Origin of the sequence: Pararoseomonas baculiformis, from assembly GCF_017813395.1 — a bacterium.
Classification (GTDB): Bacteria; Pseudomonadota; Alphaproteobacteria; order Acetobacterales; family Acetobacteraceae; genus Roseomonas; species Roseomonas baculiformis.
Genome location: NZ_JAGIZB010000003.1, coordinates 167,208 through 180,479 on the forward strand (window position 1 = coordinate 167,208; position 13,272 = coordinate 180,479).

12 protein-coding genes are annotated in these 13,272 nt (G+C 70.2%); 7 read left to right on the top strand and 5 right to left on the bottom strand.

Going from position 1 to position 13,272, the window contains the following annotated elements; genetic code table 11:
• Window positions 1-14: 14 nt before the first annotated feature.
• Both J8J14_RS04345 and J8J14_RS04350 read left to right on the top strand, forming a co-directional pair.
• Window positions 15-278, top strand: a complete 264-nt coding sequence (locus J8J14_RS04345; RefSeq protein WP_209378225.1) for a hypothetical protein — start codon at window positions 15-17, stop codon at window positions 276-278.
• Entirely contained in the window at window positions 275-535 is a 261-nt protein-coding gene (locus tag J8J14_RS04350) for a hypothetical protein (RefSeq protein ID WP_209378226.1), read from the top strand. The genes J8J14_RS04345 and J8J14_RS04350 overlap by 4 nt, the downstream gene beginning before the upstream one ends.
• Before the next feature lie 9 nt (window positions 536-544).
• Here the strand turns inward: J8J14_RS04350 and J8J14_RS04355 are convergent, their stop codons facing one another.
• From J8J14_RS04355 to J8J14_RS04370, 4 genes are read right to left on the bottom strand one after another with little or no spacing between them, the layout of a single operon-like run.
• Window positions 545-1,555: an alpha/beta hydrolase gene (locus J8J14_RS04355; protein ID WP_245215366.1), complete on the bottom strand. Its 1,011-nt coding sequence runs from the start codon at window positions 1,553-1,555 to the stop codon at window positions 545-547.
• Entirely contained in the window at window positions 1,552-3,165 is a 1,614-nt protein-coding gene (locus J8J14_RS04360) for an ABC transporter substrate-binding protein (RefSeq protein ID WP_209378227.1), read from the bottom strand. The genes J8J14_RS04355 and J8J14_RS04360 overlap by 4 nt, the downstream gene beginning before the upstream one ends.
• Before the next feature lie 8 nt (window positions 3,166-3,173).
• Window positions 3,174-4,670: an amidase gene (locus J8J14_RS04365; RefSeq protein ID WP_209378228.1), complete on the bottom strand. Its 1,497-nt coding sequence runs from the start codon at window positions 4,668-4,670 to the stop codon at window positions 3,174-3,176.
• A gap of 39 nt (window positions 4,671-4,709) precedes the next feature.
• Window positions 4,710-6,320: a gamma-glutamyltransferase family protein gene (locus J8J14_RS04370; RefSeq protein ID WP_209378229.1), complete on the bottom strand. Its 1,611-nt coding sequence runs from the start codon at window positions 6,318-6,320 to the stop codon at window positions 4,710-4,712.
• Between the two features lie 206 nt (window positions 6,321-6,526).
• On the opposite strand from J8J14_RS04370, the gene J8J14_RS04375 reads away from it, so the two are divergent.
• The 4 genes from J8J14_RS04375 to J8J14_RS04390 all read left to right on the top strand — a co-directional run bounded on the left by J8J14_RS04375 (window position 6,527) and on the right by J8J14_RS04390 (window position 8,768).
• Window positions 6,527-6,874, top strand: coding sequence for a tRNA-binding protein (locus tag J8J14_RS04375; protein ID WP_209378336.1), 348 nt, complete (start codon window positions 6,527-6,529; stop codon window positions 6,872-6,874).
• 25 nt (window positions 6,875-6,899) lie between these two features.
• Entirely contained in the window at window positions 6,900-7,397 is a 498-nt protein-coding gene (gene gpt, locus J8J14_RS04380; RefSeq protein WP_209378230.1) for a xanthine phosphoribosyltransferase, read from the top strand.
• A gap of 106 nt (window positions 7,398-7,503) precedes the next feature.
• Window positions 7,504-7,920, top strand: coding sequence for a DoxX family protein (locus J8J14_RS04385; RefSeq protein WP_245215367.1), 417 nt, complete (start codon window positions 7,504-7,506; stop codon window positions 7,918-7,920).
• 5 nt (window positions 7,921-7,925) lie between these two features.
• Window positions 7,926-8,768, top strand: a complete 843-nt coding sequence (locus J8J14_RS04390) for a PhzF family phenazine biosynthesis protein (RefSeq protein ID WP_209378231.1) — start codon at window positions 7,926-7,928, stop codon at window positions 8,766-8,768.
• On the opposite strand, the gene J8J14_RS04395 is transcribed toward J8J14_RS04390, so the two are convergent.
• Window positions 8,769-10,073, bottom strand: a complete 1,305-nt coding sequence (locus tag J8J14_RS04395; RefSeq protein WP_209378232.1) for a hemolysin family protein — start codon at window positions 10,071-10,073, stop codon at window positions 8,769-8,771. It lies immediately after the preceding gene.
• Window positions 10,074-10,346: 273 nt separating this feature from the next.
• Here J8J14_RS04395 and J8J14_RS04400 point away from each other — a divergent pair, with 273 nt between their 5' ends.
• The gene (locus J8J14_RS04400) at window positions 10,347-13,148 is read left to right on the top strand and encodes a glycosyltransferase (protein ID WP_209378233.1); all 2,802 of its coding nucleotides are present in this window, start codon (window positions 10,347-10,349) and stop codon (window positions 13,146-13,148) included.
• Window positions 13,149-13,272: the final 124 nt, after the last annotated feature.

Sequence of the window (13,272 nt, forward strand, 5' to 3'; positions counted from 1 at the left end):
CGGAGGTTCACCCCATGAAAGTGCGGCTTCTTCCTGCCCTTGCGCTCGGCGCCGCCCTGGCCACGGCGGGCTGCCAGCATCCCGACGGCTCCACGGACTGGGGGAGCACCCTGGCCCTGGGTGCTGGCCTCGGTCTTGCCGCCGGGGCCCTGGCTGCCTCGGCCAGCGACAGCGGCCATCGCTACCGGCAACCACCCCGGTACGACCGAGGTTCCTACGGCTATGGTCGTCCCTACGCCCAGGGCTACGGCCGTGGTTACGGGAGAGGCTGGCGATGAGAACGCGATATGCCCTGCTCGCGGCCGCCGCGGTGACGCTCGGCGGCTGCTACGGCCCGTATGGCGAGCCGAATGTGGCCGGGTCGGCCCTTGTGGGTGCGGGGCTCGGCGCGGCCGCCGGCGCGGCCATCGCCTCCGGCCCCACTTATTACTACGCGCCGCCGGCCTATTACGCCCCCCCGCCCCGCTACTACGGCTATGGGTATGGCTACGGTTACGGCTACGGGCCCCGGTATCACCGCTGGCGCCACTGGTAGGCGGGGCGGCTAAAGCGCCCCCTGCCCCTTCCGGCCCCATTCGGCCAGCAGCGGCTCGGGCGGCAGCTGGCCCTCGAACCAAAGGCTGGCGGCAGCGCGCGACATGGCCGCGCCATCATGCCCGATATGGGGCACTGTCACGCGCTTCCAGTTGAAAGGAAGACCCCGCCGCGCAGCCTCGGCACGGCCAGCCTCATAGTAATGCAGCGCGCGCGCAAAGCGGTGCGGCCCCTGGGCCAGCGCCTCGGGCTGGGATGGCAGGCTCGGGCCGCTCGTCTCGATGTCCTGCTCGCCCGAGAGGATGGTCATCGGGAAGGCGAGAAGACGGGCGAGATCGGCCTCGGTCACGCCGATGCCGCCGAGACCCTCCGGGAAGGGCCGCTCCAGATCCGGCAGGCTGAACCAGCCGGGATTGCCCACCATCGCAGCTTCGAAGATGGAGGAAGGCTCGGTGGAGAGCAGGCGGTGCAGGAACTGGCCACCTGCGGAATGCCCGAAGATCAATGCCTTGGGGCGCGTGATAATCTCCGCATCTCGCATCGCGGTCACCACGCGCGCCGGGATCCGGTAGCCCCGCCATTCCGCCGGCCGCAGCGCCCCATCCCCGCCCAGCACGGAGCCGTTGTTGTAGGTTTCCGGCGTGGGAAAGAGATGGGCCGGGAAGGTCGGCGCCACGATGAAGAGGTTGTGGCGCTCCGCCGCCTCGATCCAGAAGTCCCGGTATTCGTCCCCGTTCCGGCCCATGCCGTGCATCACCAGCACCAGCTGGCCATCCGCATGCCAGCTGGCCGGCCGGTAGGCGTGGAGCGTCACCGGGCGGCTCGGATCCCCGGCCGGATCCTCGAACTCAATGGCGCTGCGCCCGGGGCGGGAAAAGGCCTCGGCGAGCTGTGGTGCGAAAGGCATGCTGGGGTCCGCTCTGAAGGGCTCCGGCGCGGCCTGGCGCCGGCGGGGCGCGGCCTGCGCGGAAAGGGGAAGCAACGCGCCGAAGGCCAGAAGCCGGCGGCGCGCCGGGTTCATTCCGGCACCACGTCCATGGCCAGGGTGGTCTGGTCCACGCGGCCGGGATAGCGGAAGCCCTTGCGGCTGGCCCAGACGGCGCTCTCGAAATGGATCGGCGCAACCGGCATCTGCTCCAGCGCATGGCGGCCGGATCGCTGCAGCAGGGCGGCGCGTGCAGCGGGGTCCATAGTCACGCTCGCCTCGCGCAGCACCGTGTCGAACTGCGGGTCCGACCAGCCGCCGTAGTTGCTGCTGCCCTGCCCTTTCGACGCATCCGTCGTCATGAGCCAGAGCTGCTGGAAAAGCAGCGTCTCCGCCGCATCCGCGGACCAGCCGCCCATCGCGACGGAGAATTCACGCCGCGCCCGGCGGGTGAAGTAGGTGGCGCTGGGCATGGTGTCCAACTCCACCTTCACCCCGATGCGTTGCCAGTACTGGGCGATGGCCTGGGCCAGCCGTCCATCATTGACGTAGCGGTTGTTGGTGGCGTGGAAGGTGAGCGCGAAGCCCTGGGGATAGCCGGCCTCTGCCAGCAGCGCGCGGGCGCGGGCGGGGTCGTGGGGCAGCACTGGCAGGCCCGGGATGGTCCCCGCCATGCCTTCCGGCAGGAACTGTGCGGCAGGCAGCGCAACGCCGTCCATCACCCGCTCCGCCAGCGCCTTGCGGTCGATGGCCAGGGAGAGGGCCTGCCGCACCCGGGCATCTTGCAGCGGGTTCGGGCCGGTTCCGCCCTGCACGAAGGGGCTGGGGCTACGGGCCGTGTCGAATTGCAGGAAAATCAGACGCGTGGTGGGCGAAGCGGAGACATGGACGGAAGGATTGGAGCGGAGCCTGGCGAGGTCGGCCGTGTTCGGCGCCTCGATCAGGTCATGATCGCCCGCCAGCAGCCCCGCCAGGCGAGGCGCGGCGGCGGTGACAGGGGTCAGGCGGACCGTGACCCAATGCGGCCGGGTTCCCCAGTAATTTTCGGCCCGCGCCAGCTCGATCGTCCCGCCCCGCGTGTAGGAGACGAGGCGGTAGGGGCCGGTGCCATTGGCGGCGCGGCCCTCGTTGAAATCCTGCGCCGTGGGCCAGCTTCCCTGCACGCCGCATTGCTGGTTGGCCTGGAAGTCCAGCTGCCCGGCCGGAACGATGCGCCGGGACGTGATGGCGATATTGGTCAGGTCGCTCGGCAGGAGCGGCGCGGGATCGCGGGTGACGATCCGTACCGTCATCGCATCCGGCGTTTCCACCCGGGCAAAGCCGCGGACATAGCGGGAGAAGGACTGGGTGACCTCCCCCTCGTTGTTGCGGGTCCGGCAGAAGCTGGCGACCACGTCCTCGGCGGTGAACGGGGTGCCGTCATGGAAGGTCACGCCGGGGCGGAGATGGAACAGCCAGCTCGTGTCGCTCTCGCGCTCCCATCGCGTGGCGAGGCCGGGGACGATGGACAGATCCGGCCCCGTCTCGGTCAGCGCATCGAACAGATGGGCGCGCAGCGTCGTGTTGGGCGTCAGCCCGTACTGGTGCGGATCGGCGGAGGTGGTCTCCCCCGCCATGGCGATCCGGAGATTCTGGGCGGCGGCGGGTGCCGTCCCCCCGGCCCAGGCGGCCGAGGCAGCGAACAGGGCGAGGGCGAGACGGCGCATCGGATACCTCAATCGAAGCCCATAAAGCCGGGCATGGAGGAGATCGGCGGCGCCTTCGCGAGGGCCGCGATATCGGGGATGGGGCGGCTGAGCAGCGCGTCACCGGCCACGGCCGCCTCGATGGCCGCCGCCGCACGGAGCACCAGCGCGTCGCCGCCGCGGGGACCGACGATCTGCAAACCGAAGGGCATGCCCTTCGCGTCCCGTCCCATGGGGATGGAGATGGCCGGGTGGCCCGTGAGGGTCACGATGTAGGCCATGGCCAGCCAGTGGAAATAGGTGCGGGTCTTCTCCCCATCGATCTCGGAGGGGAAGAGCTCGGACCAGGGGCGCGGCGAGATGGTGATCGCCGGGGTGATGATCAGGTCCGTGCCGGCCGCGAAGAAAGCCTGCCAGCGGTGGTAGAGCTGGGTCTGCAGCACAGAGCCGCGGGCGACATCGGCGGCGGAGTAGCCAAAACCCTCCGCCACATTGGCCCGCACATTCGGCCCGACCATGTCCGGGGTCTTCGCCACCTTCTCCGCATGGGCAGCGATGAAGTTCAGCGCGCGGAGGATCTCGAAGGCCTCGTTCGCGCCGGTGCAGTCCGGCGTCTTCTCCTCAACGCGGGCGAAGAGCGGCTCCAGCTTCGCCACTCGCTCGCGGAAGGCCTCGCGCACGGTCCGCTCGACCAGGGCGAGGCCGAAATCCTCGGTGGACGCGACGCGGAGGCTGGAGAGATCGAGCGGCTGAAGCGGCATGTAGCGCTCCGGCTTCGCCCGGACCGCCTCGCCCGGGAGGGTATAGGACAGCGGGTCCAGCTCATGGTCGCCCGCCATGGCGGCGAGCAGCAGGGCCGCATCGGGCGTGTTGTTCGCCATCGGGCCGAGCACCGGCAGGTTCTGCCAGCCCAGGAGGCGCCGCTCCGAGGAGACGAGGCCCGGGCTGGGCCGGAAGCCGACGATGCCGTTGAAGGCAGCCGGGTTGCGCAGCGAGCCACCCGTATCCGAGCCCGAGCAGATGGCGAACATGCCCGCGGCCAGGGCCGCGCCCGATCCGCCGGAGGAACCGGCCGCCGAGCGGGTCGGGTCATGCGGGTTGCCCGTCGCGCCATAGACCGCGTTCCGGGTATTCGCGCCCGCGCCGAATTCGGGTGTGTTCGTCTTGGCCGTGATCACCGCGCCCGCCGCGCGGATGCGCGCGACGGAGCTGAGATCGGCCTTCGGCACATGGTCCTTGAAGAGCGGGCTGCCGAAGGTGGTGACGAGCCCCTCCGTTTCCTCCAGGTCCTTGATTCCGATCGGAAGCCCGTGGAGGAGTCCGAGCTTGTCCCCCCGCATGACCGCTTCCTCCGCCCGGCGGGCGGCCTCGCGGGCACGCGGGTCGATCGCGACGACGGCGTTGATGGCCGGGTTCACCGCCTCGATCCGCTTCAGGCACGAATCGAGCAGCTCCACGGGGGAGAGCCGCTTCGTGCCGATCAGGCGTCGCGCTTCAAGGGCGGTGAGGTCGCAAGGCTCGGTCATCAACGCTTCCTGTCAGACGGTGGAAATGGAGGTTGGGCCTCAGTAGCCCATCGCGCAGCCATCCTTGCGCGGGTCGGACCCGCCGACGAGGATCCCGCGCTCGCGGTCGATCAGGATGGCCTGCCCGCCGCCATGCGGCTTCTTGATGAGCTTCGGCTGATGGCCGAGCGCGGCGAGCTGCGCCTTCAGCTCGGGCGGCAGGCCGGTCTCGATCTCCACGTCTCGGTGGTTGGCACCCACGCTCGGGAAGACGCGGGTCAGGTCCAGCGCCTCCTGCACGTCCAGGCCGAACTGGAAGTGGTTGGTGAGGAACCAGGTCTGGCCCATGGGCTGGTAGTGCCCGCCCATCACGCCATAGGGCATGATCGCCTTGCCGTCCTTCATCACCATGCCCGGGATGATGGTGTGCATCGGCCGCTTGCGCGGGGCGATGCAGTTCGGATGGCCCTCCTGCAGCCGGAAGCCGAAGCCGCGGTTCTGCAGCATCACGCCCGAGCCCTCGGCGAGGATGCCGGAGCCGAAACCCTCGAAAAGGGAGTTGATGAAGGAGCAGGCGTTCCCGTCCTTGTCGACGACGGTCAGGTAGACCGTGTCCTTGTGCTTCTGCCAGTCCACGTCGCCCGCCGGCGGCAGCTGCTCCATGGCCTTGTCGTCGCGGATCATGCCGCGGAGCTTGTCCAGGTAGCCGTCGGAGAGCAGCTTCTCGACCGGAACCTCCACCTGGGAGGGGTCGGCCAGGAAGGCGTCACGGTCACGATAGACGAGGCGCGCTGCCTCCATGTGGCGGTGGACGCGGGTGGCGTCGAGCGGGCCGGCCGGGTCGGGGAAGCCCTCCAGAATGCCCAGCAGCATCAGCACCAGCAGGCCGGAGCCGTTGGGCGGGCACTGGAACACCTCCATGTCCCGCCACTTGCGGGAGATCGGGTCCACGAAGTTGGCCACGTTCTGCCCCTCGGCGAAGTCCTCCTCCGTGTGGAGGCCGCCGGCGGCGCGCAGGGCGGCCACCATGTCGGCGGCGATCGCGCCGGTGTAGAAGGCGCGGGCACCGTCCTTCGCGATGGCGCGGAGGGTCTTGCCCAGTTCCGGCTGGGTGAAGCGGTCACCGAAGGCGTAGGGCTTGCCATCCTTCAGGAACCGGCGGGCCGTCTGCGGCTGGAGGGAGAGCTTGCCGACGCTGTCCTCCCAATCCGCCGAAACGCGGGAGGAGACGGCGAAGCCTTCCTCGGCATAGCGGATGGCGGGCTGCAGGATCTGGTCCAGCCCGACCTTGCCATGGGTCTTGTTCAGAAGTTCCCAGGCCGAGATGGCGCCGGGGACGGTCACGGAATGGACGGAGGTATTGACCATCTCGGTCAGCCCCGCGGCCCGCAGGGCCTCCGGCGTGGCGGCGGCCGGGGCACGGCCGGAACCGTTGATGGCGACCACCCCGCCCGAAGCCGGGGCGTAGAGGCACCAGCAATCGCCGCCGATGCCCGTGGACTGCGGCTCCACCACGGCCAGCACGGCGGCGGCGGCGATGGCGCCGTCCAGGGCATTGCCCCCGGCCCGCATGATATCGAGCGCGGCAAGCGTCGCGACGGGCATGGAGGTGGCCGCCATCGCGTTGAGGGCCATGGCCGGGCTGCGCCCGGGAAGATGGAGGTCGCGCATCTGAGGTTCCGTTCTCCCCTGGGGTCACTCCCCGCCACCGCGGGGGGCATCGGCTCGTTCCGTGGGCCGGCTCCCGCAATACGCCCCGACTCCCGGTCGCGAAAGACCATCGAGGGAGAGAATCGGCGCCGCACCCGCCGCCGCGGGACACCACATTGCCCATTCGGCATCTTTCCGGGGCGCGCCGCTTCCGGTATCGCGCCGTGATGGACGCCGCGCCCCCCGCCACCATCGCTGAATTCGACCGGATCGACATCCGCGCCGGCACCGTGATCGCCGCCGAGCCCTTCCCCGAGGCGCGCAAGCCCTCGGTCAAGCTGACCATCGATTTCGGGGAGGGCATCGGCATCCGCCGCTCCTCCGCCCAGGTCACGGTGCATTACGCGCCGGAGACGCTGATCGGGCGGCAGGTCATGGCGGTGGTGAACTTCGCCCCCCGCCGGATCGCCGGCTTCCCGAGCGAGGTGCTGGTCCTCGGCGTGCCCGACGAGGCGGGCGCGGTGGTGCTGCTGCGCCCGGACCAGGCGGTGCCGAATGGCGCCCGGATGTTCTGAACCGGAAGTTTACAAGGACCGCCTCATGGCCCCGCGCTACTACACCGTCACCTGGGACCAGCTTCACCGGGACGCCAAGGCCCTCGCCTGGCGCCTGGTCGGGAAGGGCCCGGAGAATGGCGGCTTCAAGGGCATCGTCGCCATCACCCGCGGCGGGCTGATCCCCGCCGCGATCGTCGCGCGCGAGCTGGATTGCCGCCTGATCGAGAGCGTCTCCGTCATCACCTATGACGAGGAAAAGAAGGGCGAGCCGCGCGTGGCCAAGGCGCCGGATGCCGCCGGGGATGGCACGGGCTGGCTGGTGCTGGACGACCTCGTGGATACCGGCACCACGGCGAAGGTGGTGCGGGGCATGCTGCCCGGCGCCCATTTCGCCACCATCTACGCCAAGCCGGCCGGGCGCCCGCTCGTGGACAGCTTCGTCACCGAGGTGAGCCAGGACACCTGGATCCTCTTCCCCTGGGACACCGAGCCCCAGTTCGTGGCCCCGATCGCCCGGACGGCCGGCGCCGGGGGTGCCTGATCTCATTCCCCCTCCATCCGGAGGGGGCGCCCATCCTTCCGCCGTGGCAAGGACCATCCCATGATGCGGGGCGCTCCGGCCCCGCCGGACGGGAGACAGCCACGCCATGAACGCCACGCCGCGCCCCATCGCCGCCATCCTGGACAGCCGCGCCTTCGGCGTGCTGATGCGGATCGTGCTGACCCTTCCCTACTGGGCGAGCGGCCTGGCCAAGCTGACCGATTTCAGCGGCGCCCAGGCGGAGATGAGCATGTTCGGCCTGCAGCCTGCGGCGCCCATCGCCATCGCCGTGATTGTCACCCAGCTCGTCGGCGCGGCGCTGGTCATCCATGGGCGGCATGCCTGGCTGGGTGCCGGGGCGCTCGCCATCTTCACCATCCTGACCATCTTCCTCGTCCACTCCTTCTGGACCATGTCGGGCCCGGACGCGGTGAAGGCCATGCATGTGGCGGTGGAGCATATCGGCATGTGCGGCGGCCTGGCCCTCGCCTCCATCCAGGCCCACTGGGCCCGCCGGGGCTGACCCGGATGGAGGTCCAGCGGATCGCCGCCTTCTCGGATGGCGAGTCGGGCGGCAACCCGGCCGGGGTGGTCATCGCCCCTGCCCTGCCGGATGCCGCCACCATGCAGGCCCTGGCGGCGGAGATCGGCTATTCCGAAACTGTATTCGCCGCGCCCGAGGCGGAGGCTTGGAGGGTGCGGTACTTCGCCCCCGCGATGGAGGTGCCGTTCTGCGGCCACGCGACCATCGCCCTCGGCGCCGCGCTGGCTCTGCGCCGGGGCGATGGGCGTTACGCGCTGCGGCTGAACGTCGGAACCATCAGCGTGGAAGGCTGGCGCGAGGCGGGCGGGCTGCGGGCGGCCCTGCAATCGCCACCCACCCGCAGCGCCCCGGCCGATGCCGCCCTGGTCGCCGGGACCCTTGCCCTGTTCGGGCTGGACGGATCGGCGCTGGACCATCGGATTCCGCCGGCCCTGGCCGAGGCGGGGGCGAGGCATCTCGTCCTGGCCCTGCGGGACCGGGCAGATCTGGCGGCCATGCGCTACGACCTGGCGTCCGGCCGAGCCCTGATGGAGCAGGCCGGGCTGGTCACGATCGCCCTTGTCCACGCCGCGGGCCCGGCCCTGTTCCAGGCGCGCAACGCCTTCGCCGCGGGCGGGGTGCTGGAGGACCCGGCCACCGGGGCCGCGGCGGCGGCGCTGGCCGGCTATCTGCGCGATATCGGCTGGCCGCATGGCGGTGCCATCGCCATTCACCAAGGCGACGATATGGGCATGCCCTCCCGCCTCCACGCGGCGATCACGACCGGCGCAGGGGAATCGATCCGGGTTTCGGGCCAGGCCCGGGTGATGCGCCCGGGCCCGGGCTGATCAGGCCGAGACGACCTCGTCCTTGGCAGCCAGCACCTTGTCCACGCGCCGGCCATCCATGTCCACGATCTCGAATCGCCAGCCGCCGAAGACGATGCGATCCCCTTCCTGCGGCACGCGCCGGAGCAGGGCGAGCATCAGCCCGGCCACGGTGTGATAGGTTCCGGGCTGCGGCAGGGCGGGCAGGTCGAGCCGGGCGCGCAGCTCATCGCTGGGCATCATGCCGTCCAGCAGAAGGCTGCCATCGTAACGCTCCACCGCCGGGCCCGATTCGGCCGGGATGGCAGGGGCGCCCAGCTCGCCCACGATGGCTTCCAGCAGGTCGGCGGCGGTGACCACCCCCTCGAAGGAGCCGTATTCGTCCATGACCAGGGCGAGGCCGAGCGGGTCCTGGCGGATCCGCTCCAGCGCATCAAGGGCCGAAAGATTGTCCGGCAGCACCATGGGCTGGCGCAGCACGCCCGCCACGGACATGGGCAGGCCGGAGAGAACCTGATCCAGCAGGTCCTTCGCGGCGGCCACGCCGACAACATTGTCCACGCGCCCGTCGGCGACGATGAAGCGGTTGACCGTCTCGCCCTTCAGCTTTTCGGAAACCTCCTCCGGGGTGGCGTTCCGGTCCAGCCAGGCGATTTCCGTGCGGGGGGTCATCAGGGCGCGCACGGGCTTGTCGGCCAGGCGCAGCACCCGCTCGATCATGTGGCGCTCCTCCGTTTCCAGCGCCCCGGCCTCGGCCCCCTCGGCAACCACCGCCTTTACCTCCTCTTCCGTCACGGACTGCTCGATCGTCGTGTTCGCGCCGAGAAGGCGCAGAACCAGGGCCGAGGAGTTGGAGAGCAGCCAGACGATCGGGGAGGAAACGCGGGAGAGGGCCAGCATCGGCCGGGCCACCAGGATGGCCAGCCGCTCAGGGTCCCGCAGGGCCAGCTGCTTCGGCACCAGCTCACCCAGGATGAGGGAGAGATAGGTGATCAGCATGACCACCAGGATCAGCGCCGCCTCGGTGCCATAGGGTGCCACGCCGGGGATGCGGTCCAGCACCGGGCCGAGGGTCGCGGAGAGCCGCGCGCCGCCGAAGGTGCCGGCGACCACACCCACCAAGGTGATCCCGACCTGCACCGTGGGCAGGAAGCGCTGCGGGTCCTCGGCCAGGGCCAGCGCCGCGCGCGCGCCGGTGGAGCCCGACCGCTCCAGCGCCGTGAGCCTCGCCCGGCGGGAGGAGACGATCGCCAGCTCACTCATCGCGAAGACGCCGTTCAGCAGCACCAGCAAGATGATGATGCCGATCTCCAGGAGCGCTGACATGACCGGAAAGGGGATCCTTCTGTTCGTGGATGGGCTGGCGGCGGAGAGGCCATCCTGGCCGCCCCATGATAACGCCTTGGGCCGCGGACGCCTAAGCCGGACCTGGGCAGGTGCCCCGGATGTTCTTGCTGCGCCGCAATGTTGCCCAGATTGGGCCGGATGCGCGCCGCAGCCAGGGGGGCTGATGGCACCGAGCGCAGGGGGCGCCCGAATCATGTCAGCCCGGATCGGCCGGGCGGTGATCGGGTGCCCCGCGCCGGAGCCCTTCACGCGATGAACGCGCACGCCGCACCGCGCCCCACCCGCAGCCCCGAAGCCGTCTCGGTCCCCAGCCATTCCCCGCGCGGCCTGGCCCGGCACCGCACGACCCTGGTCGTGCTGGCGCTGGTGGCCCTGGCCCATCTCGCGGCCTGGTGGACGCTGAACCGCCCCGTTCCCATGCCGGACTTCCGCGGCCAGGTGAACGGCCTGGCCTTCGCCCCCTACCAGCGCGGCCAGAGCGCCGAGGGGAACAACTGGCCAACCGCCGAGCAGATCGAGGGCGACCTTCGCCGCGTCGCGCCGCTGACCCGCCATATCCGCACCTATGCGGCCCATGGCGGGATCGAGCGGATCCCCGAACTGGCCTGGAATTCGGGCCTGGACCTCAGGATCACCCTGGGTTCCTGGCTGGACCGGCGCCTGGACCGCAACGCGGCCGAGCTGCGCCGGCTGGTGCAGGTGGCGCGGGAGAGCCGCAACGTCGAGCGCGTGCTGGTCGGCAACGAGGCGGTGCTGCGCGGCGACGTCACCCCGGCCCAGATGGTCGGCTATATCGAGCAGGTCCGCCGTCAGGTCCGCCAGCCCGTCTCCACCGCCGAGCCCTGGCATGTGTGGATGGACCATCCCGAGCTGGGCAATGCGGTGGACTACATCACCATCCACCTCCTTCCCTACTGGGAGGGGCTGCCGATTGACGACGCGCTGCGCTTCATCATGGAGAAGTTTGACGCCGTGCAGGCGCGCTTCCCCGGCAAGAAGGTCGTGATCGGCGAGGTGGGCTGGCCCTCGGACGGCGTGGCCCAGGGCGCGGCCCGCGCCACCCGCGTGAACCAGGCGCTGTTCATGCGCAGCTTCTTCAACATCGCCGAGCAGCGCGGCCTCGACTACTTCGTGATGGAAGCCTTCGACCAGCCCTGGAAGGTGTCATTCGAAGGCCGTGCCGCCGGCCACTGGGGCATGTACGACCTCGACCGCCATCAGAAGTGGCCCCTGACCGGCCCCGTGCAGGAGACGCCGGGCTGGTTCGGCTGGGCACTGGGCGCGAGCCTCCTGTCCTTCCTTGCCGCCTTCTTCTTCCTCTCCCGCCGGCCGGATATCCGCTGGCAGGGCAAGGTGCTGCTGGCCGGGCTTTCCCAGGCCTTCGTGGCGCTCGGCACCTGCGTGGTGCTGGCGATGAGCGAGACCTACATGTCCACCACCGCGGGCGTGGTCTGGTCCCTGCTGGTTGCCGGGCAGGTCCTGCTGCTCGGCCTCCTGCTCTCGGACAGCTTCGAGCTGGCGGAGACGCTGTTCGGCCGGCATGACAAGCGCCGTTGGCCCGCCCTTCCCGCCCCGGCCGGCGCGAAGCTGCCCAAGGTTTCCATCCACCTGCCCATCTGCAACGAGCCGCCGCACATGGTGCGCGACACGCTCGACGCCCTCGCCGCGCTGGACTACCCGGATTTCGAGGTGCTGGTGGTGGACAACAACACCACCGACCCTGCCCTCTGGGAGCCCGTGGCGGAGCATTGCGCGCGGCTGGGCGCCCGGTTCCGCTTCTTCCACCTGGGCAAGTGGCCCGGCTTCAAGGGCGGCGCCCTTAACTTCGCCCTGCGCGAGACAGCGCGGGATGCCGAGGTGATCGGCGTGATCGACAGCGACTACCTGGTCCGGCCGGATTGGCTGCGCCGGATGGTGCCCTTCTTCAACCGCCCGGAGGTGGGCTTCACTCAGAGCCCGCAGGACTACCGGGACGGCAACCAGGGCGTCTTCAAGCGGCTGATGTTCTGGGAGTATGCCGGTTTCTTCAAGGCGGGCATGGTCACGCGCAACGAGCGAAATGCCATCATCCAGCACGGCACCATGACCCTGATCCGCAAGTCGGCGCTGGAGCATGCGGGCGGCTGGGCCGAGTGGTGCATCTGCGAGGACAGCGAGCTCGGCCTGAAGCTGATGCGCCAGGGCTGGGAGGCCGTCTATGTGCCCGACAGCATGGGCCGCGGCGTGATGCCGGACGACTTCGCCGCCTATCGCAAGCAGCGCCACCGCTGGGCCTTCGGCGCCGTGCAGATCGTGAAGCACCACTGGAAGGCGCTGCTCAACCCGTTCGACCGCAGCCTGACCCAGGGCCAGCGCTTCCACTTCGTGATGGGCTGGTTCCCCTGGCTCGGCGATGCGCTGGGGCTGGCCTTCGTGGTCGGTGGCCTGGTCTGGTCGGTCGGCCTTACCCTGATCCCGCTGACGCGCCTTTATCCGGTCATCGACCTGTTCGGGCTGCAGATCGCCACGGAAGGGCTCCGCACGGCGCTGGTCTCCATCGGCCTGTCGGACGAGTTCCCGATCACCCTGTTCATGATCCCCAGCATCGGGCTGTTCCTCTTCAAGTTCGCCCAGATCTGGATGCTGTACCGTGCCCGCGTGGCCTGCGGCGCCTGGGACCGTCTCGGCGCGGCGCTGGGCGGGCTGGCGCTCTCCCACACCATCGGAAAGGCCGTCTGGCAGGGCTTCTTCAAGCGGCGGGCCCATTTCGCCCGGACGCCGAAGATGGAGAATGCGCCGGCGCTGGTGCAGGGGCTGATGACGGCGCGGCAGGAGGCGGTCTTCATGCTCCTCCTCTGGCTCGCCGCCGCCGGGATCACGCTGGCGCATCGCGGCGGCACCTGGGAAGCGGTCCTGTGGACCGTGATCCTCCTGGTGCAGTCCATTCCTTATCTCGCGGCCGTGTCGATGGCCCTTGTGGCCGCGGTGCCGGCGCAGCAGGCAGTGGCGCTGCCCGGCGCCGTGCCGGCCCAGTCCTCGGCCGGCCAGGCGGTGGCGCGCACCGAGATGCGGTGACGCGCTCCCCTCGGGGACGAAAGGCTACGGCCCGCCGCGGAAACCCGGCGGGCCGTTTCCATATCCGGGGGCGCGTCTCAAAATTGAACTTCGTTAACGCGGTTTGAAGATGCGCGGCCCGGAT